This window comes from Streptomyces sp. NPDC006643 (assembly GCF_042870175.1).
Lineage (GTDB): Bacteria > Actinomycetota > Actinomycetes > Streptomycetales > Streptomycetaceae > Streptomyces.
Window position 1 is genome coordinate 51923 of the sequence record NZ_JBIAHA010000032.1, and the last position, 22810, is coordinate 74732.

Here is a 22810-nt window from a genome sequence, read left to right on the forward strand (position 1 = left end):
CTCTCAAGTGCCGGTCAACATCGATGTCATGGCTCGGCGAAACCGTTACACAAGGCCGTGCTTTATCCTTCAGCCCATGCGAGATGACAGGAGTGCGGGGCGAGTCACCCTCGCTCAGGTGGCCACCCAGGCAGGCGTTTCCCTTTCGACAGTTTCGAAGGTGCTCAACGGGCGCCCCGATGTCGCCGCCCCGACACGCGTCAAGGTCGAGGAACTGCTGGAGGCGCACGGCTACCGGCGCTCCTCCGCCGCCCTCCCCGAGGCGCCGCTCATCGAGATCGTCTTCCACGAGCTGGACAGCGCCTGGTCGATGGAGCTGATCCGGGGCATGCAGAACGTCGCCAAGTCCGCCGGCGTCAGCGTCGTCCTCACCGAGACCGGCACGCGGCACTCCCCGGGGGCCGACTGGGTGGCGGGAGTCCTGCGCCGCCGGCCGCTCGGCGTGGTGCTGGTCTTCTCCACGCTCCCCGACGAACTCAAGAAGAAGCTGTGGTCACGCGCCATCCCGTTCGTGATCATCGACCCGGCCGGCGACCCGGAACCCGACGTGCCCTCCGTCGGCTCCGCCAACTGGGCCGGCGGCCTGGCCGCCACCCGCCATCTGCTCGACCTCGGCCACCGCGCCATCGCGGTCGTCACCGGCCCCGAGGACATGCTGTGCTCCCTGGCGCGCCTCGACGGCTTCCGCTCCGCGATGGCGATGGCCGGAGTGGAGGTCGACCCCGGTCTCGTACGATTCGGCGACTTCCACGTCCAGGCCGGCTACGACCACGCGATGGAACTCCTGCGGCTCCCCGAGCGCCCGACCGCGATCTTCGCCGGGAGCGACCTCCAGGCGCTCGGCGTACTGGAGGCCGCCCGGGTGCTCGGCGTCCAGGTGCCCGAAGACCTCTCCGTGGTCGGGTACGACGACATCCCGCTCGCCCAGTGGTCGAGCCCCGCGCTCACCACTGTGCACCAGCCACTGGTCGAGATGGCCGAGGAGGCCGCGCGGATGCTGCTGCGGCTGCGGCGCGCCTACCAGAGCGGCGGGGACCGGTCGGAGGCTCCGATCGGCCAGGCCGACACCCGGCTCGAGTTCGCCACCCGGCTCGTCGTCCGGAACAGCACCGCGGTGGTGAAATCCGCGACGGAGTGAACCGGTCCGTGAGAGAAACCGGTCCCGGGGAAGGTGAAGGGCGACCCAGCACCACCGGGAAGGGATGGACACCGTGGCACGACCGAGGATTCTCGTAGTGGGCGCCGGCTTCGCGGGGGTGGCGTGCGTACGCCGTCTGGAGCGGAAGCTGGAGCCGGGAGGGGCGGAGATCTCTCTGGTCACGCCGTTCTCGTACCAGCTGTATCTGCCGCTGTTGCCGCAGGTGGCGTCGGGGGTGCTGACCCCGCAGTCGGTCGCCGTCTCGCTGCGCCGCAGCAGGAAGCACCGCACCCGGATCATCCCCGGCGGGGCCATCGGAGTGGATCCGAAGGCGAAGATCTGCGTCATCCGGAAGATCACCGGCGAGATCGTCGACCAGCCCTACGACTACATCGTGCTGGCCCCCGGCAGCGTCACCCGCACCTTCGACATCCCCGGACTCGTCGACAACGCGCGCGGAATGAAGACACTCGCCGAGGCCGCCTACGTACGCGACCACGTCATCGCGCAGCTCGACATCGCGGACGCCAGCCCGGACGAGAAGGAACGCGCGGGGCGCCTGCAATTCGTGGTCGTCGGCGGCGGCTACGCGGGCACGGAGACGGCCGCCTGTCTGCAACGCGTCACCACCAACGCCCTGCGGCGCTATCCCCGGCTGGACCCGAAGCAGATCAAGTGGCACCTCATCGACATCGCCCCCAAGCTCATGCCGGAACTCGGCGACAAACTCGGCGCCACCGCCCTGGACATCCTGCGGGCGCGCGGCATCGAGGTGTCGCTCGGGGTGTCGATCGCCAAGGCCGGCCCCGACGAGGTGACCTTCACCGACGGCCGCGTGCTGCCCTGCCGCACGCTCATCTGGACGGCGGGCGTCGTCGCCAGCCCGCTGGTCCGTACGTTCGACGCAGAGACGCTGCACGGCCGGCTCGTGGTCTCGCCCGAACTGCGCGTCGGCGGCCTCGACGGCGTGTTCGCGCTCGGCGACGCGGGAGCCGTGCCCGACCTGGCGAAGGGCGGCGACGCGATCTGCCCGCCGACCGCGCAGCACGCCATGCGGCAGGGCCGTACGGCCGCGGACAACGTCATCGCCTCGGTGCGGCGTCAGCCCCTCACGCGCTACGAGCACAAGGATCTGGGACTGGTCGTCGACCTCGGCGGCCGGGACGCGGTCTCCAAGCCGATGGGGGTCGAACTGCGCGGGCTGCCGGCCCAGGCCGTCGCCCGGGGCTACCACTGGTCGGCGCTGCGGACCAATGTCGCCAAGGCGCGGGTGCTGACCAACTGGGTGCTCAACGCCGTCGCCGGGGACGATTTCGTACGGACCGGGTTCCAGGCGCAGAAGCCGGCCTCGCTGCACGACTTCGAGTTCACCAACGAGTATCTGACGCCGGAGCAGGTGCGTGAACACACGGGGACGCTGACCGCGCGCCAGTGACCAACGTTTTCCGCCGATCGGGTAATCCGACCAATCCATGGCGTTGTTGACTCCGAAGACATGTCTGAATGGGCGTATCCGCGACTCGCGGAGACAAGACCAGAGGGGCATGCGGATTCAGTGGACGCACACAGAGACAGTGAGGCGGAGACGCGACAGGTGTTCGTCGACACCAGCGGTCGCCGGAGCCGGATGTTCCGGCGGTTCGGCTGGGCGGTCGCCATCGTCTGCGCCTGTTACGCGACGACCGTGGCTGCCTCGCTGGTCGGCGGCAGCTCCGGCGCACCGTTTCTCCGGATACCGGGCGTGACGGACGCGGTGGCCGAGGCCGCCGAGGTCGAGGGGGCAGGCGCCGAGGCCGAGCAGCCCAGCTGGGAGCCGACCATCCCGAACGGGACCCTGCCCGACGGCTGGGGCTGGGAGGAGGGCGTCGTACCTCCGTCGGCCACGGCGGCTCCCGCCGAAGCGGTCAGCGCGAGGGACAGGGGCGACGGGGCCGCAGCGCCGCGCGAGACCCCGGCGGGCGCGGCGGACACGGTCGCTTCCGGCTCCGGCTCCGGCTCCGGTTCGGACGCGGAGCCGGAAACAGGGACGGGGACGGGGACGGATCCCGGCGTGGACACCGCGCCGACGCCGTCGGACACCACCCCGCCCGCCGGCGACGACGCCGGTACGCCGCCGAAGGAGCCGCAGGAGGAGCCGGACCCGCCGGCCGACGAGCCCGAGGGCAACGGCAATCCGGTCGACGGCCTTCTCGGCGGTCTCCTCGGACTGCCGCCGCTGCTCGGCGGCTGAGCCGCGTCGACGGCCGGAGGCCGGGTACGGGAAGCCTCCCGTACCCGGCCGCCGTCGCGTGCGGTCAGGTGGTGAAGCGGTGGCGCCCCGAGCCCACCGCGTACACCGCGCACCCGTCCGCCATCCGCAGGAACTTCCCGCCCTTGTGCCTGACGTCGCCCGCCTTCCGCGCCGGCACCCATACCTCGGCGGTGGTGTTGGGCGGCACCGAGCACTCCAGCTCGAAACCGCCGGGCCCGGACTCCCAGCTCGTGGTGATCGGCCCGTGGACCGACGCGTACCGGCCCCCGGCCCGCTTCACCTCACCACCGGGACGCGGCCTGATGACGATCTCCTTGAATCCGGGCCGGCCCGGGGCGATCCCCGCGATGTTCGCGTACATCCACTCGCCCACCGATCCGTAGGCGTAGTGGTTGAAGGAGTTCATCCCGGCGTCCTGGAAACCGCCGTCCGGCCTGATCGAGTCCCAGCGCTCCCACATCGTCGTCGCGCCGTTCTCGATCTGATATCCCCAGCCGGGGAACGTACGCCGGTGCAGCAGGCGGTACGCGACATCGGTGTGGCCGGTGTCGGTGAGCACCGGCAGCAGCCGGGGCGTGCCGAGGAAGCCGGTCGACAGATGCCAGTCCTTCGCCTCGATCAGCTCCACCAGCCGGGCGGCGGCGGGCCCCCGGGCCGCCTCGGGCAGCAGATCCATCGACAGGGCGAGCACATAGGCCGTCTGCGTGTCGCCCTTCACCCGGCCGCCGTCGCTCACGTACGCCGCCCGGAACGCGTCGCGGACCTGGCCGAACAGCGTCTCGTACGGCGCGGGGTCCTTGCCCAGCACCCGGGCCGTCCGCGCGGTGAGATCGGCGACGTGCGCGAAGTAGGCGGTGCCGATGACGTTCTTCGGCGTCTCGTCCTCGATGTTCAGCCAGTCGCCGAAACCGTCCGCCGGGCGCAGGAAGCCGGTGCTGTGCGCCCGCAGATAGTCCAGCCACTTGACCATCGAGTCCCACGACACGTCGAGTATCCGCGTGTCGCCGTACGCCTGGTACAGCGCCCACGGCACCGTGACCCCGGCGTCGCCCCAGCCGGCCGAGCCGTCACCGACGCCCGCGATGTCGGGGGCGACATGGGTGAAGGAGCCGGCGTCGGTCTGCGCGTCACGCAGGTCCTGGAGCCACTTGGTCAGGAAGCGCGCGGACTCCATGACATAGGCGGCGGTGGGGGCGAAGACATTGATGTCACCGGTCCAGCCGAGCCGTTCGTCCCGCGCGGGCGTATCGGTCGGGATGGAGAGGAAGTTGCCGCGCTGGCCCCAACTGATGTTGCTGTGCAGCTGGTTGAGCATGGGGACGTCGGAGTCGAACTCGAAGGTGAACGGCGCCGACGTGTGCATGACCCGGCCGGTGATCGCGCTCGCGCGCGGTGTGCCGGGGAAGCCGGTGACCTCGACGTAGCGGAAACCGTGGAAGGTGAAGCGCGGTTCGTACGTCTCCTCGCCGCCGCCCCGCAGCGTGTACGTGTCGGTGGCGCGCGCCGTACGCAGGTTGGCGGTGTAGAGCGAACCGTCCGGGTTCAGCACCTCGGCGTGCCGCAGCGTCACCTTCGTGCCCGCCGGGCCGGTCACCCGCAGCCGCACCGAACCGACCATGTTCTGGCCGAGGTCGAAGACGAACACCCCCGGGGCGACGCGGGTGACCTTCCGGGCGGGCAGCTCCTTCATGATCCGCACCGGGCCGTCTACCTGCGCGACGATCTCCGTCTCGACGCCGTCGACCGCCTCGGCCGGGAGCCAGCCCGCGTCGTCGAACCCCGGCGCCGTCCAGCCCTTCGTCTCCAGCCGGGCGTCGTAGTCCTCGCCCGCCTGCATGTCGGACGACACCAGCGGCCCGGCGGCGGCCCGCCAGTCGTCACCGGACACCACCCGCTCACGCGTCCCGTCCTGGTACGTGACCTCCAACTGGGCCAGCAGCGCGGGCCGTTCGCCGTAGTGGTGCGGCCCGAACATGCCGAGGTTCCCGCCGTACCAGCCGAGCGCGAGATGCGCGCCGAGCACGTTCGCGCCCCGCCGTACCAGCGTGGTGACGTCGTACGTCTGGTACTGCACCCGCTGTCGGTAGTCGGTCCAGCCCGGCGCGAACAGGTCCTTGCCGACCCGCTGTCCGTTGAGATGCGGCTCGTAGTGGCCGAGCGCCGTCGCGTACAGCCGCGCGCTCGCGACGGGCTTGTCGGCCAGCCGGAAGGAGTGCCGCAGCTGGGTGGCGGGGAAGTACGCGGGCGCCACCGCGCCCCACGGACCGGAGCCCCACGCCGGGCCCTTCGTGGCGGCGGGCCAGGCGCTGTCGTCGTAACCGGTCTGCCGCCACTCGGCGCCGGGCTCCTCGTCCGTGCTCTTCCAGGTGCCGTCCGTGTGGACGGCGTCGTCGCCGTCGGCGGAAGTCAGCTCCAGTGCGGCGATGAGCCCGGCCGGGCTCTCGGTGGCGTTGACCGCCGCCACCGCCAGCACGTTGGCGCCCGGGCGCAGTTGGGCCGTGACATCGACGACGGCCGGCCGGCGCCAGTTCTCGGCGGGCCCGTCGGGCTCGGTGCGGCTCACCTCGGTGCCGTTCACATACACGGTGTACGCGTCGTCGGCGCCCACCACGAGCCGGGCGCCCGTGGCACCCGCCGGGGCGTCGAAGGCGCGGCGGAACCAACGGGTCCCGGCGGGCAGATTGCTCGTCGGTTCGCCCTCGGGGAACCAGATCCAGGACGAGCCCCGCAGGGTCGGCGCGCCGCTCAGCGCGGCGGGTGCGGCGATCCACCGCGCGGACCAGGCCGCCGTGCTCATCAGCCCGGTCTCCCACCAGGCGCTCTCGCTCCAGCCGGAGACCTCACCGGCCGCGTTCCAGACGCGGACCGACCAGTGATAGCGCGTCAGGGGCCTCAGGGCGGGGCCGGCGTACGGCACGAGGACCGACCGGTCCGACTCGACCTTGCCGCTGTCCCACACATCGGGCTCGGCCAGCTTGCGGGCACTCGACGCGACCCGGATCTGGTACGCGCTCTGCGTCTGACCGGGCGCGTCGGACAGCAGGGGCCAACTCAGCCTGGGCTCCGGGGAGTCGAGGCCCAGCGGATTGCGTACGTACTCGACCGTCGGGGCGTCGACCCGGAGCGCGGCCCGCCCCGGGCCCGCGGCGCCGGCCCCGGACTGCTCGGCGGCCCCTGCCGACGGCGCGCCGGCCGTGGCGAGGGAGGTGCCCAGCGCGGCTGCGGTGGTGGTGGTGAGCATGCGGCGTCTACTGATCACGTCAACCCCAGAACAATTCGACAGTGAATCGATTCATCGCGTGAAAGTAGGGGCGGGCTCTTGGCGCGTCAAGGTGTCGCGCTCACATTGCCTTACCAGGCAGGCGATTTGGGCTGAGTTGCTGAACCCTTTCAGTCCCACGGCCGGACTCCCGTCGCGATTCTTTGGAAGCCGGTGACCGGACCGCCGGCCGGATCGGGATGCGACGGCCGTCCGTATGTCTGGCCGTGCTCCGGGGCGGGTATTTCCCGTTCAGCGCATCCGCGGCTCCGCCCCGCGCACGGGTGGGGGAGAGCGGACGCGCCGCACGTCGTACATCCGTGCGCCCTTGTCACGAGCGCCGTACGGACGTCACGTTGGCTGGAGCGAGTCGTCGAAGTGGCGTCCTACGGCCCACCGGACCGAAACGGACTCTCCGGGCGCGACCCAGGGGCGGGAACGAGGCAGCGGTGTCCTCTCGGCAACCCAACACACGACTCGCTCGGCTGCTTGAGGAGGCGGGATGGAGTGCGGCCGGACTCGCCTATGCCGTCTCGTCGGTCGCGGCCGAACACGGCCACGACCTCACGGTGAGCCGCTCGACGGTGACCCGCTGGCTCGCTGGCACCCACCCTCGTCCCCCCGCGCCCGCCTACCTTCTGGAGGCGCTCGCCCGGCGCGTGGGCAGACCGCTGGCCGCCGTCGACGCCGGGCTCACCCAAGCCCCCGCGCGAATACCGGACTGGACCTGGGAGGCACATCCCGTGCGCCGACTGGCCAAGCTCACCAACAGCCAACTGGACCCCAACCGGGGCAAGCTCCTGGGCGTGGACGTCTACAGCCTCGCCGCCCTGACGGTCCCGAGCTGGGAGGACCTCCTGGCGCGGGCCACCGCGCGCCGGGCCGGAGCCGTGGTCGGACGCCGTGTCGGACGCGCGGAGGTGGAGGCACTCCAGGGCATGACCGTCTTCTTCGCGTCCTTGACGGGGGCGTTCGGCGGCGGCCACGCCCGTACCGCGCTCACCACGTATCTCGCCGACGACGTCACCCCCTGGCTCCTCGCCGACGCCAGTGAGGAGGTGCACCGGCAACTCCTCACGCAGGCGGCCCAACTCACCGTCCTCCTGGGCAACATGTGCGCCGACGACGGCGCCGACGCGCTGGCCCAGCACTACCACCGCACGGCCGCCCATCTGGCCGCCGAGGCCGACGACCCCCACACGTACACCATCGCCCTCAGGGCTCTCGCCTCCCACGCACTGGAACTGGGGCACGGGCAACCCGCGCTCACCCTGACCGAGCAGGCCGCGACCACCGCCACCCGCCACTCGTCGCCGCTGACCCAGTCCTTCACCCAGTCCCACCTCGCCCTGGCCCACGCGCGGGCGCACGACCGCCCCCGGGCGCTCCTGGCCCTGCACACCGCGGAGGTCCTCCACGACCGCGCGGACCAGGACCCGTCCGACCCCTTCGGCAGCTACCCGGCCGCGGCGCTGTACTACCAGCGGGCCCGGACCCTGACGGCGCTCCGGGACCACCAGGCGGCCGACCGGGCCTTCAACGCCTCGCTGCGCGCCCGCGCCCCGCAGGCACGCAGGGCCAGGGCGCTCACGACGGCCCTTCTGGCCGAATCACAGCTCCTTCAGGGGAATCTCGAACAGTCCGTCACCACCTGGAAGAGATTCCTCGTCGACTACCCGGGTCTCCGCTCGGCCCGTGCCACCGCCTCCCTCACCACCATGCGCCAGTCACTGCGCCCCTACAGCGCCCACCCCGATGTCGCCCTCCTTGCCGAGGAGGCCGCTTCCCTGTGAGCCGCGTCTCTGTGAGCCGCGTCCCAGTGGGAGCGCGGACTCAACGACGCGCGCGCCTGGAGCCTTTGGTGTGCGCCGGCCACCAGGGAGCCCACCCGGCCGGCCACCAACGACGGACGGCGCTTCCCGGCGCCTTCCGTCCTGTCTGTTGTTCTGCGTGCGGAGCCCCTGATTCCCTGGGCCGGTTCACGGGACTGAGAGCGAACGGATCATCCATGACTGGTGTTTAGTCCCGGCCGGGCCGCCCTCCGGCGCACCGGCGACGACAGCGGGATGTGTTCACCCGAAGAATCGTTTTCGGAATCACCCGTATGCGGCCCGCCGTCACGGGCCGAGTCCCTTCGCGGGCGACCCGGAGGTCAGTTTGCGACCGATTCGCGTGTACGGTCCTCGTCTCTGTCAGGATCACCTCCTCGGCGGGCGCGCGGGCCGTGGGGCGGGTGCCCACCGGCCTGCCGAGGGTGATCCGAGAAAATGTTGTCATGCGGTAACTGATCGCTTTAGTCTCAACCCGGACGCACCCGGCGGTCCCACGGGCCGCGGTGCCCGTGGCGAGAGGAGAACAACTGCCATGGGCACCCGCCCGAACACAGCGGTCAAATCCGCCTCAGGCAGACCCGGCACCCCTGTGTCGCCCGCCGCACGGGGACGTGTCCCCGCGAGCCGGGACACGATGCGCGGGGACGAAGCGGCCGAGGCCCTGTGGAGCGGCCGGCCGCCCACGGTGCTGCTGATCGAGGACGACCCCGGCGACGCGCTCCTGGTCGAGGAACTGGTGGCCGACAGCGAGGTCCCGCTGCGGCTGAGCCTCGCCAGGACACTGGCGGAGGCGGTCACCGCGCTGGAGGCGGAGGTGCCGCAGTGCATCCTGCTCGACCTGCATCTGCCGGACGCCCAGGGACTGGAAGCCCTGGAGCGGGTCCTCGTCCACGCCGGTGGAGCGGCCGTGGTCGTACTGACCGGGCTCGCCGAGGAGCAGGCCGGCCTCGCGGCCGTCGCCGCCGGGGCGCAGGACTATCTGATCAAGGGGCGGGTGGAGCCCGACCTGTTCGTCCGCGCGATCCGCTACGCGATCCAGCGCAAGCACACCGAACAGGCGGCGTCCGCCCTCCAGACCAGCCGGCTCCGCGCCCAGGAGAACGCCCGCCTGGAGCGCGGCCTGCTGCCCACCCCGCTGCTTCTGGACTCGACGGTCGCCGTCTGTGCCCGCTACCAGCCCGGCCGCTCCCAGGCGCTGCTCGGCGGTGACTTCTACGACGTCGTCCAGACACCCGACGGCATGACCCACGCGGTCGTGGGCGACGTCTCCGGGCACGGGCCCGACGAGGCGGCGCTCGGCGTGTGCCTGCGGGTGGCATGGCGCTCGTTCGTCCTCGCGGGCGCCCGCGGCCAGCAACTCCTCGCCCTGCTCGAACAGATCCTGGTCGCCGAACGGTCCGGGCCTGAGATCTTCGCCACCCTCACCTGTCTGACCCGGCTGCCGGCCGAGGACCATATGAACGTGCAGCGCGCCGGTCACCCCGGGCTGCTGATCCGGTCGCCCGAGGGCGGCGTACGCCTGGAGGAGGTGCCCGGCGGGCCGGTGCTCGGCCTGCTGCCCGGCCGGGTGTCCTGGCCGGTGACCGCCGTCCCCGTGCACCGGCACGGCGCGGTGATGATGTTCACCGACGGGCTCATCGAGGGACGTACCGGCACCGGCTTCGAACGGCTGGGGGAGCACGGGCTCCTGGAACTCGCCCGGCGCCACGCGCACGAGGCGGCGGAGACGTTCGTCGACACCCTGATCCACTCCGCGCAGACTCTCGCGGCGAGCTTCGGCGGCCTGGCCGACGACGTCGCCGTGCTCCACCTCGAATGGAACGGTGCCCACTGATGTCCGACTCCCCACGACGCCCCGACGGGACGGCGCGCCCGCCGTCCGGCCACCGGGTGCGGATACTCCGGCGGCTCACCGTCCAGGGCTGGTTCCTGCTGGCCGTCTCCGCCCTCTGCGTGATGACCCTGGCCGCCGGGGCGGTGGCCGCGGCCACGCTCGCGCGCACCAGCGAGACCGCCGACCATCTGATCGACGAGGTGTCCCCGGCCCGTACCCAGGCCTTCCGGCTCCAGGCCGCCCTCCTCGACCAGGAGACGGGTGTCCGCGGCTATCAGCTGACCAAGGACGAAAGCCTGCTGGAGCCGTACCGGCGGGGCCTCACCGCCGAGACGGCGGCGCGCGAACGGCTCGGCGAGCTGATCGACGGACTCGACCGGCCGGTCGCCGACCTGCGGGCGGTCGAACGGGCGGCGCGCGAGTGGCGCACCGAGTTCGCCGACCCGGCACTGGCGGGTGCGTCGGGCGCCGACGCCGCATCGGTGACCGAGGCGAAGCGGGCGTTCGACCGGGTCCGCGCGGCGCTCGACGCCCAGCAGGAGCACCTCGGGCAGGAGCAGAGCGACGCGCGGGCCGCGTTCGCCGACGCCCGCGCGGACCGCGACCGGGCACTGGTGGCCGCCCTGGTGGCGTTCCTGCTGACCGGGGTGGCGATCACCGTCCTCGTGCACTTCACGGTGGTACGGCCGCTGGACACGGTGCGCACCGCCTCCCGGCGCGTCGCCGACGGGGACTTCGACCACGCGATCCCCGCGCACGGGCCGGCCGATCTGCGGACCCTCGCGGCGGCCGTGGAGGGCATGCGGCTGCGGGTGGTCAGCGAACTCGCCACCTCGCGGGACAGCGAGGCGGAGCTCGCCCGCCAGGCCGCCGAGCTGGACGCGAGCGGGGTCGAGCTGCGGCGTTCCAACGCCGAGCTGGAACAGTTCGCGTACGTCGCCTCGCACGACCTCCAGGAGCCGCTGCGCAAGGTCGCCTCCTTCTGTCAGCTGCTGGAGAAGCGTTACGGGGACCAGCTCGACGACCGCGCCACGCAGTACATCGGCTTCGCCGTCGACGGCGCCAAGCGCATGCAGGTCCTGATCAACGACCTGCTCACCTTCTCCCGCGTCGGCCGGGTCCAGGACGCGGAAGAACCGGTCGCCCTGGACGCCGCCCTGGACCGCGCCGTACGCAACCTCTCGGCGACGATCGAGGAGAGCGGCGCCGTCATCGAGCGCCCGGCCGAGCTGCCCGAGGTCATCGGTGATCCGACGCTGCTCACGATGCTCTGGCAGAACCTCGTCGGGAACGCGGTCAAGTTCCGCCGCCCCGACCGGGACCCGCGTATCAGTATCGCCGTCGACCGTGTGGAGGGCGCCGACTCCTGGACGTTCACCGTCACCGACAACGGCATCGGCATCGCCGAGGAGTTCGCCGAGAAGGTCTTCGTCATCTTCCAGCGCCTGCACGCGAGGGACGCGTACGCGGGCACCGGCATCGGCCTGTCGCTGTGCAAGAAGGTCGTCGAGCACAGCGGCGGGCACATCTGGATCGACACGGCCCACACCGACGGCGCGCGTATCGCCTTCACCCTCCCCGCCGAACCCCCGGCGTCCGCGGCCGTGGAGCCGTCCTCACCGGCCGACACCGGCGCCACGCCGGTCGCCGATGACACGCCGACCGCCGCCACGCCGAGCACCGATGACACGCCGACCACCGGCACCACACCTGTCACCACCACCGAAGGAAGCACTGTATGAGCACATCTCCCCAGCCGCGGCCCGTCGAAGTCCTGCTCGTCGAGGACGACGCCGGCGACGAACTCATGACCCGCGAGGCGTTCGAGGACAACAAGATCGGCAACAGCCTCCATGTCGTACGGGACGGTCTGGAGGCCCTGGACTTCCTCTACCAGCGCGGGGAGTACACCGAGGCGCCGCGCCCCGATCTCATCCTGCTCGATCTGAATCTGCCCAAGTACGACGGCCGGCAGGTGCTGGAGAAGGTCAAGTCCGATCCGGACCTCAGCCCCATCCCGGTGGTGGTCCTCACCACGTCGGCGGCCGAGGAGGACATCCTCCGGAGCTACAAACTGCACGCCAACGCGTATGTGACCAAACCGGTCGATCTCGAACAGTTCATCAAGGCGGTCCAGCAGATCGACGACTTCTTCGTGACCGTGGTCAAGCTGCCGCGCGCGTTCTGAGACGGGCTCGGCGCGCTGATAAACTTCACAACAGAGACTGTTGCCTTACGTAAACATTCTCGGCGGGCCGACTCCGGACCCGCGTGTCCACCACTCGTACGCTGAAAAGAGGCGCGATGCCGTCAGGCACTGTCCGCCGCGGAACCCCGGTCATCCGTGGGGCGGGCCTGTGCCGCCGCGTCGAGCCGGGCGGACGCCGCCGCGTGGAACGCGGTCAGCCCCTCCGTGAGCGCGGCCACGGCCGCCGCGTCCATGCCGTCCAGTACGGCGCTGACCTCCCGTGCCCGGATCGCCCGGTGCTCGTCCAGCACCTTGCGCCCACGGGGGCTCAGCCGCAGCTCCACCTCACGGCGGCTGGTCGTGCTGGTGCGCCGCTCCACCAGGCCCAGGGCCTCCATCCGGTCGCACAGCCGGCTGACGGACGGGGGGCGGGAGCCGAGCGCCCTGCCGAGCGAACGCAGGTTCGTGCCGTCGTACCTCTCCAGCACGAGAAGAGCCCGGAGCTGCGAGGGGGAGACCGTTCCCGACGGCGCCGCCTCCTGTCCGCGTCCCCACAACACCTCAAGCAGCTCCGAGGCGGCACGAGCGGCCTCGGACATCTTCTCGCGCGGACGCGGCTGACCGGTGAGGGGGGACATCCGTCCACTGTGTCACCCGACGGCGACCTCTGTCAGCTCCGCCCCGCCTCCGAAGCCGCCCACCGGGCGTCCCGCGAGGCCACCCCCGTCCCCCTAGCAAGATTGTCTGAGAGACTGTGACGCAAAGCGACGACGTACTCGGAAGATCGGTGCGGGCAGCCGCGCCGCACGCGCTCGTGGACAGAGTCCGCGACGCGCTCGCCGCCTCGCACGGCGCGACGCGCGTGCAACTGTTCCTCGCCGACTACGGCGCCACGGTCCTCACCCCGTACGACCCGCTGCCGGGCAAGGAACAGCCGCTCTCCCTGTACAACAGCCCCGAGGGCCGGGCGTTCGGCAGCCAGGAACCGCGCGAGCAGCAGATCAGACACGGTGACGCCGTGGACCACCACCTTCCGGTGACTGTCCGGGGCGAGCGGACCGGGATCCTCTCGGTGCGGCTGCCCAACGAGCGGTCCACCCCGGAGGCCGTGGCGGAACTGGCCCATGTGGCCGATCTGCTGGGGCACGAGATCCTGGTGGCGGAACGGGACACCGACGCCTACCAGCGCGCCCGCCGGATCAGCCGCCTCACCCTCGCGGCCGAGATGCAGTGGCAACTGCTGCCCGCGCGCGCCTGCGCCGCGGAGGAGTTCGCCATCGGCGCCCAGCTGGAGCCGGCGTACGCGATTCACGGGGACAACTTCGACTGGGCGGCCGACGCGGAGGAGCTGACCGTCGCCGTCACCAACGGCATGGGCGAGGGCATCCAGGCGTCCCTGCTCAGCAATCTCGCCGTCAACGCCCTGCGCAACGCGCGCCGCTCGGGCCTCGACATCGCCGGCCAGGCGGCCCTCGCCGACCAGGCGCTGTACGAGCAGCACCGGGGTGCGTCGCACGTGGCGACACTGCTGATGCGTTTCGAGCTGGCGACCGGCCGGGTGGAGGTCGTGGACGCGGGCTCACCGCAGCTGTGGCGCAGACGGGGCCGGACGGTCGAGCGCATCCCGCTCGAAGCGCAGCTGCCGCTCGGCATGTTCGAGGAGTCCCACTACGAGGCCCAGGAGTTCCATCTGCTCCCGGGCGACCGGCTGCTCATGGTGAGCGACGGGGTGTACGACGCGCTCTCGCCGGAGGGTGAGGCGTACGGGGAGCGGGCGCTGGCCCGCGCGATCAACTCGACGAGCCTGCTGCCGGCGGCGACGGCGCCGCGCGCACTGCTGCGCGCGCTGGCCGAGTTCCGCAAGGCGGACACGACGGACGACGCACTCGTGCTCTGCCTCGACTGGTCGGGCAGAGCGGACACCGAGCCGTCGGCGCGCGGCTGAGACCGGACTTGAGCGGTACCGGGCCTGGGCGGCTCCGGATCTGAGCGGTACCGGGCCCAGCGGCATCGGAACCCGAACAGAGCCGGACGGGGGTGCGTGCGCCGGACCGGCGTTCGCACCCCCGTTGACCGGGTCCACTGTTCAGGCAGGGCTGTGGCTCACTCCTCGGTGAGCATTCCCGTACGCAAGGTCGTCAGGATCCGGGCGAGCAGCCGGGACACATGCATCTGCGACACGCCCAGCTCGGCGCCGATCTCGGACTGGGTCATCTCACGCCCGAATCGCATCTCGACGATTCCGCGCTCACGCTCGTCGAGCTCCTCCAGCAGCGGAGCCAGCACGTGGAAGTTCTCGACGAGTTCCATGGCGGGATCGCACTCACCGAGCGTGTCGGCGAAGGCGCGGCCCCCGGTGCCGGCGGGTCCGTCGTCCCCGCCGTCGGTCGGCAGGTCGATCGAGCCGGCGGTGTAGCCGTTGGAGGCGATCCGCCCGTCGATGACCTCGGCCTCGGTCAGCTCCAGATGTTCCGCCAGCTCCGCCACAGTGGGTGTGCGGCCGAGCGTGTCGGTCAGGGCGTCCTGGGCCTTCGCCAGTTCCGTACGCAGCTCCTGGAGCCTGCGCGGCACATGGACGGCCCAGGTGGTGTCCCGGAAGAACCGCTTGATCTCACCGTGGATGTACGGCACGGCGAAGGAGCTGAACTCCACCTCGCGCGACAGGTCGAAGCGGTCGATCGCCTTGATCAGACCGATCGTGCCGACCTGGAGGATGTCCTCCAGGTCGCCGCTGCCGAGATTTCGGAAGCGGCGTGCCGCGAATCTGACCAGGGACTGGTTCATCTCGATCAGTGTGTTGCGGGCGTACTGGTACTCGTGTGTGCCTTCTTCCAGGACCTGGAGCCTGTCGAAGAAGAGCTTCGACAGCTTCCGCGCGTCCTGGGGGGAAACCTTCCCCGTGTCCTCGATCCAGGGAAGCTCGCCGGAGGGCGAGTCCGTACGAGTGGTGGCCGCCACGGTGCCCGGATGGGCCGAAGCGGCGGAGGTATGCGTACTCATCGTCACGTCATCGCCTTTGTTGGTGTAGGCACTCTGCTGTGATGCCACTGCCTGAGAACCCGTCCGGTCCTACCGTGGCCTAATAGTTGCTGTCTGGCAAGTGTTGCCCCGAAGTGGCCTGGCGGACGGGATGCGTGGCCGAAGATCGCCTAGCATGTCCGCGGAAGGCTGGTGAGTCGTGGTACTGAAAACATTCGGCTGGGCATTCGGGGTCACCGTGCTCGGTCTCGCGCTGGCGGTGTTCTACGACGGCTGGACCGCGCTCGGTGTCGTGGCGATCCTGACCGTGCTGGAGGTCTCGCTCTCCTTCGACAACGCGGTGATCAACGCCGGGATCCTGAAGAAGATGAGCGCCTTCTGGCAGAAGATCTTCCTCACCATCGGTGTCCTCATCGCCGTGTTCGGCATGAGGCTCGCCTTTCCCGTACTCATCGTCGCGGTCACCGCCAAGCTCAGCCCGGTCAAGGCGGTGCAGCTGGCGGTCAACGACAAGGACCGGTATCAGCAGCTGGTCACCGACGCGCACCCGTCGATCGCGGCCTTCGGCGGCATGTTCCTGCTGATGATCTTCCTCAACTTCATCTTCGAGGACCGCGAGATCAAGTGGCTGGGCTGGATCGAACGCCCGCTGGCCAAGCTCGGACAGGTCGAGATGCTGTCCGTCTGCCTCTCGTTGATCGTGCTGCTGATCGCCTCCATGACGGTCGCCACCCACGCCCACCAGCACGGCGGCGGGCACGCCGACAAGGCGCAGACGGTCCTCACCTCAGGACTCGCCGGGCTCGTCACGTATCTGATCGTCGGCGGACTCTCCAGCTTCTTCGAGAAGAGACTCGCCGACGAGGCGGACGCCCAGGCCGACGAGGAGGTCATCGAGCCGGGTGCGCCGGGTGCGCCGGGTGAGCCGGCCGAGAAGGAGGGGACCGGGGCCGCGTCCGGCCGGAGTGAGAAGAACGACAACGGCGACAAGGGCGGCAGGAGCGGTCCCTCGCTCGTGGCCGTCACCGGCAAGGCCGCGTTCTTCATGTTCCTCTACCTCGAAGTCATCGACGCGTCCTTCTCCTTCGACGGCGTGATCGGCGCCTTCGCCATCACCAACGACATCGTGCTGATGGCGCTCGGCCTCGGTATCGGTGCGATGTACGTCAGGTCGCTCACCGTCTACCTGGTCCGCCAGGGAACACTGGACGACTACGTCTATCTGGAACACGGCGCGCACTACGCCATCGGCGCCCTGGCTGTGATCCTTCTCATCACCATCCAGTACCAGATCAGTGAGATCGTCACCGGTCTCATCGGCGTCGTCCTGATCGGCCTGTCCTTCTGGTCGTCGGTCCTGCGTAACCGGCGGATCGCGGCGGGCCAGGCGCGCCCGTCGGACATGGCGTGAGCCGTACATGACCAGCGGGACCGCCGGGGCCACCGGAACCGCCCCTTCCGGCACCCGGACGGCCCGCCGTCTCACCGACGTGCTCCAGCCCCGCAACACCCTGCTGGCCGGCATGACCGGCATCGGCGCCGCGGCGGCCGGCGACTGGACCGGCGTCCCCTGGGGGCTGTGGGGCGCGGTGTGCGCCGGGCTCGTGCCCGCCGCGTACATCGAGTGGGAGCGCGGGCGCGGCCGTTGGGGCGACCGGCACGTCGTGGACCGCACACAGCGGGCGCCGATCTTCCTGGTGATCCTCGGCTCGATCGGGCTCGGCGCGCTCGCCATGGTCGCCGGAGGGGCGCCCACGGGCATCCTGGTCGCCATGACCGCGCTGTGGGCGATGACCGTCGTCCTTCTGGCCGTCAACACCGTATGGAAGATCAGCGTCGACTCCGCCGTGGCCTCCGCCGTCGTCGCGCTGCTCGCCGCCGTCCACGACCCGTGGTGGCTCGCGGCGTACGTCCTGGTGGTCGCCGTGTGCTGGTCCCGGGTACGCCTCGGCTACCACTCGCTCGCCCAGACGGCCGCGGGCGCCACACTGGGCGCGGCCACGGCGGCGGCGTTCCTGCCGCTCTAGCGCGTGCCCGGCCGGGCGGAACTCCTTTTGCCGGGGGAGGGTGGAGCCGACGCACAACCGGCGACGGAGGGCCTCATGACGAACGGTGACACGGCGGCCGACACGGACGGGGCGCCCGCCTTCCACTGTCTGGTGACCGGTGCCAGCGGCTACATCGGCGGCCGGCTCGTACCGGAGCTGCTGGACGCCGGGCACCGGGTGCGCTGTCTCGCGCGTACGCCCGAGAAGCTGCGCGACCACGCGTGGGCGGGCCGGGCGGAGGTCGTACGCGGCGATGTCACCGACGCCGAGTCGGTCGGCGACGCCATGCGGGGGATCGACGTGGCCTACTACCTCGTCCACTCGCTCGGCACCGGCCCCGGCTTCGAGCGGACCGACGCCGACGCCGCCCGCGTCTTCGCCGAACAGGCGCACGCGGCGGGCGTCCGGCGCATCGTCTACCTCGGCGGCCTCACCCCGGCCGGCGTACCCGAACGGAGCCTCTCGCCCCATCTGCGCTCCCGCGCCGAAGTCGGGCACATCCTGCTGGACTCGCCCGTCCCCACCACCGTGCTGCGCGCCGCCGTCATCATCGGCTCCGGCTCCGCGTCCTTCGAGATGCTGCGCTACCTCACCGAACGGCTGCCGGTGATGGTCACACCGAGCTGGGTCCGGAGCCGGATCCAGCCCATCGCCGTACGCGACGTCCTGCGCTACCTCGTGGGCAGCGCGCGGATGCCCGCCGAGGTCAGCCGCGCCTTCGACATCGGCGGCCCCGACGTCCTGACCTACCTCGACATGATGCACGCGTACGCATCGGTCGCCGGGCTGCGGCGCCGGCTGATCATGCCCGTGCCCGTCCTCACCCCGACCCTGTCCAGCCACTGGATCGGACTGGTCACCCCCGTACCCCGCTCGATCGCCCGCCCGCTCGCCGAGTCCCTGCGGCACGAAGTCGTGTGCCACGAGCACGACATCGCGCGGTACGTCCCCGACGGCCCCGGCCGGCCCATCGGGTTCGAGGACGCGCTGACCCTGGCCCTCAAACGGATCCAGGACGCCCAGGTGACCACGCGCTGGTCCGCCGCCGCCGTCCCGGGCGCGCCGAGCGACCCGCTGCCGACGGACCCCGACTGGGCGGGCGGCAGCCTCTACACCGACCGGCGTGAACTGACCGTCGACGTCGGCCCCGAGGCGCTGTGGCGGGTCGTCGAAGGGATCGGCGGCGACCACGGCTGGTACTCCTTCCCGCTCGCCTGGGCCGTACGGGGCTGGCTGGACCGGCTCGTCGGCGGTGTCGGGCTGCGCCGGGGGCGCCGTGACGCCGCCCGGCTGCGGGTCGGCGACTCCCTGGACTTCTGGCGCGTCGAGGAGATCGAACCGGGCCGACTGCTGCGGCTGCGCGCGGAGATGCGGCTGCCGGGCCTCGCCTGGCTGGAGATGCGCGTCGAGCGGGACGAGCGGGGCCGTACGCGCTACCGGCAGCGCGCCGTGTTCTATCCGCACGGGCTGCTGGGGCACGCGTACTGGTGGAGCATCGCGCCGTTCCACGCCGTCGTCTTCGGCGGGATGGCGCGCAACATCGCGAAGGCGGCGGGCAAGGACGCGGCGGCGCCCCCCGTCCACGCGTAACGCGCCCGATCTCCAACTCGCCCGTCCCGGCGCCGTACGGGGAGGTGGACGCCGCGCGTCCAGGATGCGGCCGGTCATTGACCTCGTTCGGCCGCCGCGGTTACGGTCCCAGACATGCAGCGATCCGCGCACCTGACGACTCGGGGTCATATCGACCTCAAGCGTGTGTGCTCCGCGGCGTGTCACCGGGCCTGACGTCACAGCGCCCACGCGGTTCGGCCGGCCTCCGACGGGATGTTCCCCCGAGGTCCCCACCGCCGCCATCCAGGATCTGGAAGACACCCGTGAAGAAGCCGCCGGTGCCCGTCCGTCGCCGACCCACCCCCGTACGCCGCGCGGACATCGCGCCGCCCGCCGCGCCGCCACGCCGTGCCCCGGGGACCGGGACCGTACTGAACGCCGTCCTCGACCACGGCCCGGTCGCCCGCAGCACCGTCGCACGTCTCACCGGACTGTCCCCGGCGTCCGTCACCGGGCACAGCGCACGGCTGCTCGCCCGGGGGCTGATCCGGGAGAGCCCCGAGACCACGGGGCCACGCGGGCTCGGCCGGCCGCACGTCCCCGTGGACATCGACACCAGCCGCCATCTGGTGGCCGGCGCGCACATCGCGGTCACCAACTCGACGCTGTCCCTGATGGATCTGCGCGGCCGGATCGTCGCCGAGGACCGCCGCCCGCACGACGGGGCCCGCCCGCATCCGCGCCAGGTGCTCGACTCGCTCGCCGCACGGCTGCCCCGGCTCATGTCCGCCCACGCCGACGGCCGTTCGGTGCTGGCGCTGGGCGTCGCCACCGGCCACCGGGTGGACCCCGACGCCGGGGTGGTCGTGCACCATCCCCAACTGGGCTGGCGGAACGTGGCGGTACGCGACCACCTCGCCGCCGCGACCGGGCTGCCGGTCCAGGTGGACAGCCACGCACGGGCGTTGGCGCGGGCCGAGCAACTGTTCGGCGAGGCGTCGACGCGGGGGAGCGCCGTACTGCTCTTCGTCGGCGCGGTGGTGGACGCCGCGTTCACGACGGCCGGAGAGGTGCACCTCGGACCCCGGCACGGCACGGGAAGCATCGCCCATCTGCCGGTCGGTGGCGGCGGCAGCCTCGAATCGGAGGTCTCCGAACAGGCCATGGTGCGGCTCGCGGCCGAACAGGGCCTTCCCGTACCGTCGTTCCCCGCCCTGCTGGAGCGCGCGCTGGCGGGGGAGCCGCGTGCGCTGGAGCTGTTCCGCCGCAGAGCGAGACTGGTCGGCCGGGCGGTGGCGCTGCTGCTGGACATGTTCGACCCCGGGGTCGTGGTGGTCGTCGAGCCGGGCACGGGGCTCCTGCCCCACTGCCTGGCCGATCTGCGGACGGCGGTCGCCGAGCGCTCGCTCGTCTGCGACGACCCCGAACAGGCCGTCGTGGCAAGCAGTTTCACCGGCAGCGTGCTGTCCACGGCGGGCGCGGCCGTGGCGCTCGGCGCGCTGTACGCGGACCCGCTCGCCCCCTGGTCCCCGGTCGATCCCCCGGCCGCCGATTCCCGAGTTAATTCGACGAGTTGCAATGTTGACCGGGCCTGAAGACACGCCGGACAATGAATTCATGACCATTCGGCAGCGGATCTCGCGTTACGTGCCCTGCCCCTGTTGTCGCGCCTGAATTCTCCTCGCGCCACGGTCCATCACTGAATTCGCCGGACCTCGCCACCGGCCCGCCCGCAGTCGCACACCCGGCCACTGCCTGCGCTTTTCCATCTCATCCACCCTTCTTCCTGGGGGAGACGTTGACTGTCACCGTGTCATCGCATCTCGCTGCGGGCATTGCCCCGGAGCGCTTCAAGAATCTCTTCCGCCGATATCCGGCGGGAGTGGTCGTCATCACCGCGGACGCCGGTCACGGCCCGGTCGGATTCACCGCCACCTCGCTCACGTCCCTGTCCCTCTCCCCGCCGCTCGTGTCGTTCGGCATCGCCCTCACCGGATCGTCCTGGCCGACGATCGAGCGCGCGTCGTCGGCCGTCGTCAACTTCATCGGCGCCGAACAGGAGCCGCTGGCACGGACGTTCGCGACCAGCGGCATCGACAGATTCGCCGCGCCCACGGCCTGGCACCGGCTGCCGGACGGGGAGCCCGTACTCGACGGCGTCGCCGGCTGGCTGCGGCTGAGCGTCCAGCAGATCCTCCCCGCCGGGGACCACCGCATCGTCGTGGGCCGTGTCGAGGACGCCGAGCACGACGACAACCGGCGCCCGCTGCTCTTCCACGACGGCCGCTATCTCGCGCTCTGAGCCGTACGCCGCCCACACCCGCCCCGAGGAGAAGACCCATGTCCCGCGACCCGGACCGCAAGCCCCTGCACCTCAACGCCTTCCTGATGACCGTCGGCCACCACGAGGCCGCCTGGCGCCTCCCGCAGAGCCCCACCGACGGCACGGACGTCGAGCACTACAAGAACCTGGCCCGTATCGCCGAGCGCGGCAGACTCGACTCCCTGTTCCTCGCCGACGGCCCCGTCCTGCACGGCGATCCGGGGCGGCGGCCCTCCAGCATCCTGGAACCCACCGTGCTGCTGACCGCCCTCGCCGGCGTCACCAGCAGGATCGGCCTCATCGCCACCGCGTCCACCAGCTACAACGAGCCGTACAACCTCGCCCGCCGGTTCGCCTCCGTCGACCATGTCTCGGGCGGTCGCGCCGGCTGGAACATCGTCACCACGGCGGGCGCCGACGCAGCCCGCAACTTCGGTCTGGACGACACCCCGCTCCACCGCGAGCGCTATCTGCGGGCGGCCGAATTCCTCGACGTGGCAACCAAGTTGTGGGACAGCTGGGCCGACGACGCGGTGGTGAACGACAAGGCGGGCGGTGTCTACGCACGCGCCGAACGCGTCCGCCGGATCGATCACCGCGGTCCCCACTTCCGGGTCGACGGACCCCTGAACGTAAGCCGCTCCCCGCAGGGCCACCCCCTCCTCGTCCAGGCCGGTTCCAGCGAGGACGGCAAGGACTTCGCGGCGCGCTACGCGGAGGCCGTGTTCACCGCGCAGCAGACCCTGGAGGAGGGCGTCGCCTTCTACAAGGACGTCAAGCGGCGCGCGGAGTCCTTCGGGCGCGAGGCGGACGGCATCAAGATCCTGCCGGGGATCGTGCCGGTCATCGGCGCCACGGAGGCCGAGGCGCTGGAACTGGACGCGGAGCTGGAGCGGCACATCGTCCCCGAGTACGGCCGGCGCCAACTGGCCCGTCTCATCGGCGTACCCGAGGAACGGCTCGCGCTGGACCAGGAGTTGCCCGACGACATCCCCACCGAGGACGAGATCGAAGGCGCCAAGAGCCGCTTCACCCTGATCGTGGAGCTGGGCAGGCGTGAGCGCCTGACGGTACGTCAGCTCATCGGCAGGCTCGGCGGTGGCCGCGGGCACCGCACCTTCGCCGGCACGGCCGAGCAGGTCGCCGACACCATCGAGCACTGGTACGACAGCGGCGCGGCCGACGGCTTCAACATCATGCCGGCGCTGCTCCCCTCCGGCCTTGAGGTCTTCGTGGACCAGGTCGTACCGATCCTCCAGGAGCGTGGCCTGTTCCGCACCGAGTACACGGGTACGACGCTGCGCGAGCACTACGGGCTGCCACGCCCCGCCAACCGGTTGTTCGACACGGTGGGGAACGCCGCCGGTACGGGCTGACAGGGGCTGGGGCGCCGTCGTGCGCGATACT

17 protein-coding genes are annotated in these 22810 nt (G+C 71.3%); 14 read left to right on the forward strand and 3 right to left on the reverse strand.

Translation table 11 applies throughout. The annotated features are described in order from the left end of the window. Positions 1 to 64 precede the first annotated feature (64 nt). The 3 genes from ACFYNU_RS34125 to ACFYNU_RS34135 all read left to right on the forward strand — a co-directional run bounded on the left by ACFYNU_RS34125 (position 65) and on the right by ACFYNU_RS34135 (position 3368). Positions 65 to 1138, forward strand: a complete 1074-nt coding sequence (locus ACFYNU_RS34125; protein WP_388768338.1) for a LacI family DNA-binding transcriptional regulator — start codon at positions 65 to 67, stop codon at positions 1136 to 1138. A gap of 73 nt (positions 1139 to 1211) precedes the next feature. Beyond that, the gene (locus ACFYNU_RS34130) at positions 1212 to 2573 is read left to right on the forward strand and encodes an NAD(P)/FAD-dependent oxidoreductase (RefSeq protein WP_356589051.1); all 1362 of its coding nucleotides are present in this window, start codon (positions 1212 to 1214) and stop codon (positions 2571 to 2573) included. A 120-nt stretch (positions 2574 to 2693) separates the two neighbouring features. Next, positions 2694 to 3368 (forward strand): hypothetical protein, encoded by a 675-nt coding sequence (locus ACFYNU_RS34135; protein WP_356589053.1) that lies wholly within the window; start codon positions 2694 to 2696, stop codon positions 3366 to 3368. Positions 3369 to 3432: 64 nt separating this feature from the next. Here the strand turns inward: ACFYNU_RS34135 and ACFYNU_RS34140 are convergent, their stop codons facing one another. Next, the gene (locus ACFYNU_RS34140) at positions 3433 to 6648 is read right to left on the reverse strand and encodes an alpha-L-rhamnosidase (RefSeq protein ID WP_356589055.1); all 3216 of its coding nucleotides are present in this window, start codon (positions 6646 to 6648) and stop codon (positions 3433 to 3435) included. A gap of 449 nt (positions 6649 to 7097) precedes the next feature. Between ACFYNU_RS34140 and ACFYNU_RS34145 the strand changes: the two genes are divergently transcribed. The 4 genes from ACFYNU_RS34145 to ACFYNU_RS34160 all read left to right on the forward strand — a co-directional run bounded on the left by ACFYNU_RS34145 (position 7098) and on the right by ACFYNU_RS34160 (position 12502). After that, positions 7098 to 8441 carry a helix-turn-helix transcriptional regulator gene (locus ACFYNU_RS34145; protein ID WP_356589057.1) on the forward strand — a complete coding sequence of 448 codons (1344 nt, stop codon included), beginning with the start codon at positions 7098 to 7100 and terminating at the stop codon, positions 8439 to 8441. Positions 8442 to 9114: 673 nt separating this feature from the next. Beyond that, positions 9115 to 10314 carry a SpoIIE family protein phosphatase gene (locus ACFYNU_RS34150; RefSeq protein WP_356589059.1) on the forward strand — a complete coding sequence of 400 codons (1200 nt, stop codon included), beginning with the start codon at positions 9115 to 9117 and terminating at the stop codon, positions 10312 to 10314. Next, positions 10314 to 12056, forward strand: coding sequence for an ATP-binding protein (locus ACFYNU_RS34155; RefSeq protein WP_356589061.1), 1743 nt, complete (start codon positions 10314 to 10316; stop codon positions 12054 to 12056). Before ACFYNU_RS34150 ends, ACFYNU_RS34155 begins: the two co-directional genes overlap by 1 nt. Then, entirely contained in the window at positions 12053 to 12502 is a 450-nt protein-coding gene (locus ACFYNU_RS34160; protein WP_356589063.1) for a response regulator, read from the forward strand. The genes ACFYNU_RS34155 and ACFYNU_RS34160 overlap by 4 nt, the downstream gene beginning before the upstream one ends. A gap of 122 nt (positions 12503 to 12624) precedes the next feature. On the opposite strand, the gene ACFYNU_RS34165 is transcribed toward ACFYNU_RS34160, so the two are convergent. Continuing rightward, entirely contained in the window at positions 12625 to 13140 is a 516-nt protein-coding gene (locus ACFYNU_RS34165; RefSeq protein ID WP_356589065.1) for a MarR family transcriptional regulator, read from the reverse strand. A gap of 116 nt (positions 13141 to 13256) precedes the next feature. Here ACFYNU_RS34165 and ACFYNU_RS34170 point away from each other — a divergent pair, with 116 nt between their 5' ends. Further along, the gene (locus ACFYNU_RS34170; RefSeq protein ID WP_356589067.1) at positions 13257 to 14447 is read left to right on the forward strand and encodes a PP2C family protein-serine/threonine phosphatase; all 1191 of its coding nucleotides are present in this window, start codon (positions 13257 to 13259) and stop codon (positions 14445 to 14447) included. Between the two features lie 158 nt (positions 14448 to 14605). On the opposite strand, the gene ACFYNU_RS34175 is transcribed toward ACFYNU_RS34170, so the two are convergent. After that, positions 14606 to 15502 carry an RNA polymerase sigma factor SigF gene (locus tag ACFYNU_RS34175; RefSeq protein WP_356589069.1) on the reverse strand — a complete coding sequence of 299 codons (897 nt, stop codon included), beginning with the start codon at positions 15500 to 15502 and terminating at the stop codon, positions 14606 to 14608. 178 nt (positions 15503 to 15680) lie between these two features. Here ACFYNU_RS34175 and ACFYNU_RS34180 point away from each other — a divergent pair, with 178 nt between their 5' ends. The 6 genes from ACFYNU_RS34180 to ACFYNU_RS34205 all read left to right on the forward strand — a co-directional run bounded on the left by ACFYNU_RS34180 (position 15681) and on the right by ACFYNU_RS34205 (position 22779). Then, a complete protein-coding gene (locus tag ACFYNU_RS34180; RefSeq protein WP_356589071.1) occupies positions 15681 to 16892 on the forward strand; it encodes a DUF475 domain-containing protein in 1212 nt (403 codons plus the stop codon). Positions 16893 to 16899: 7 nt separating this feature from the next. Further along, entirely contained in the window at positions 16900 to 17508 is a 609-nt protein-coding gene (locus tag ACFYNU_RS34185; protein ID WP_356589073.1) for a hypothetical protein, read from the forward strand. Positions 17509 to 17583: 75 nt separating this feature from the next. Then, positions 17584 to 19119 carry an SDR family oxidoreductase gene (locus ACFYNU_RS34190; RefSeq protein ID WP_356589075.1) on the forward strand — a complete coding sequence of 512 codons (1536 nt, stop codon included), beginning with the start codon at positions 17584 to 17586 and terminating at the stop codon, positions 19117 to 19119. Between the two features lie 299 nt (positions 19120 to 19418). Continuing rightward, positions 19419 to 20675, forward strand: a complete 1257-nt coding sequence (locus ACFYNU_RS34195) for an ROK family protein (protein WP_388768325.1) — start codon at positions 19419 to 19421, stop codon at positions 20673 to 20675. Positions 20676 to 20878: 203 nt separating this feature from the next. Beyond that, on the forward strand, positions 20879 to 21382 hold the full coding sequence (locus ACFYNU_RS34200; RefSeq protein ID WP_388768327.1) for a flavin reductase family protein: 504 nt from the start codon (positions 20879 to 20881) through the stop codon (positions 21380 to 21382). 38 nt (positions 21383 to 21420) lie between these two features. Next, positions 21421 to 22779, forward strand: a complete 1359-nt coding sequence (locus ACFYNU_RS34205; protein WP_356589081.1) for an LLM class flavin-dependent oxidoreductase — start codon at positions 21421 to 21423, stop codon at positions 22777 to 22779. Positions 22780 to 22810: the final 31 nt, after the last annotated feature.

Excerpts from the sequence above, each read along its gene's own strand:
- ACFYNU_RS34150 (WP_356589059.1), top strand. The coding sequence starts at position 9,115 with ATGCGCGGGGACGAAGCGGCCGAGGCCCTGTGGAGCGGCCGGCCGCCC.
- ACFYNU_RS34155 (WP_356589061.1), top strand. The coding sequence starts at position 10,314 with ATGTCCGACTCCCCACGACGCCCCGACGGGACGGCGCGCCCGCCGTCC.
- ACFYNU_RS34160 (WP_356589063.1), top strand. The coding sequence starts at position 12,053 with ATGAGCACATCTCCCCAGCCGCGGCCCGTCGAAGTCCTGCTCGTCGAG.
- ACFYNU_RS34165 (WP_356589065.1), bottom strand. The coding sequence starts at position 13,140 with ATGTCCCCCCTCACCGGTCAGCCGCGTCCGCGCGAGAAGATGTCCGAG.
- ACFYNU_RS34175 (WP_356589069.1), bottom strand. The coding sequence starts at position 15,502 with ATGAGTACGCATACCTCCGCCGCTTCGGCCCATCCGGGCACCGTGGCG.
- ACFYNU_RS34185 (WP_356589073.1), top strand. The coding sequence starts at position 16,900 with ATGACCAGCGGGACCGCCGGGGCCACCGGAACCGCCCCTTCCGGCACC.
- ACFYNU_RS34190 (WP_356589075.1), top strand. The coding sequence starts at position 17,584 with ATGACGAACGGTGACACGGCGGCCGACACGGACGGGGCGCCCGCCTTC.
- ACFYNU_RS34205 (WP_356589081.1), top strand. The coding sequence starts at position 21,421 with ATGTCCCGCGACCCGGACCGCAAGCCCCTGCACCTCAACGCCTTCCTG.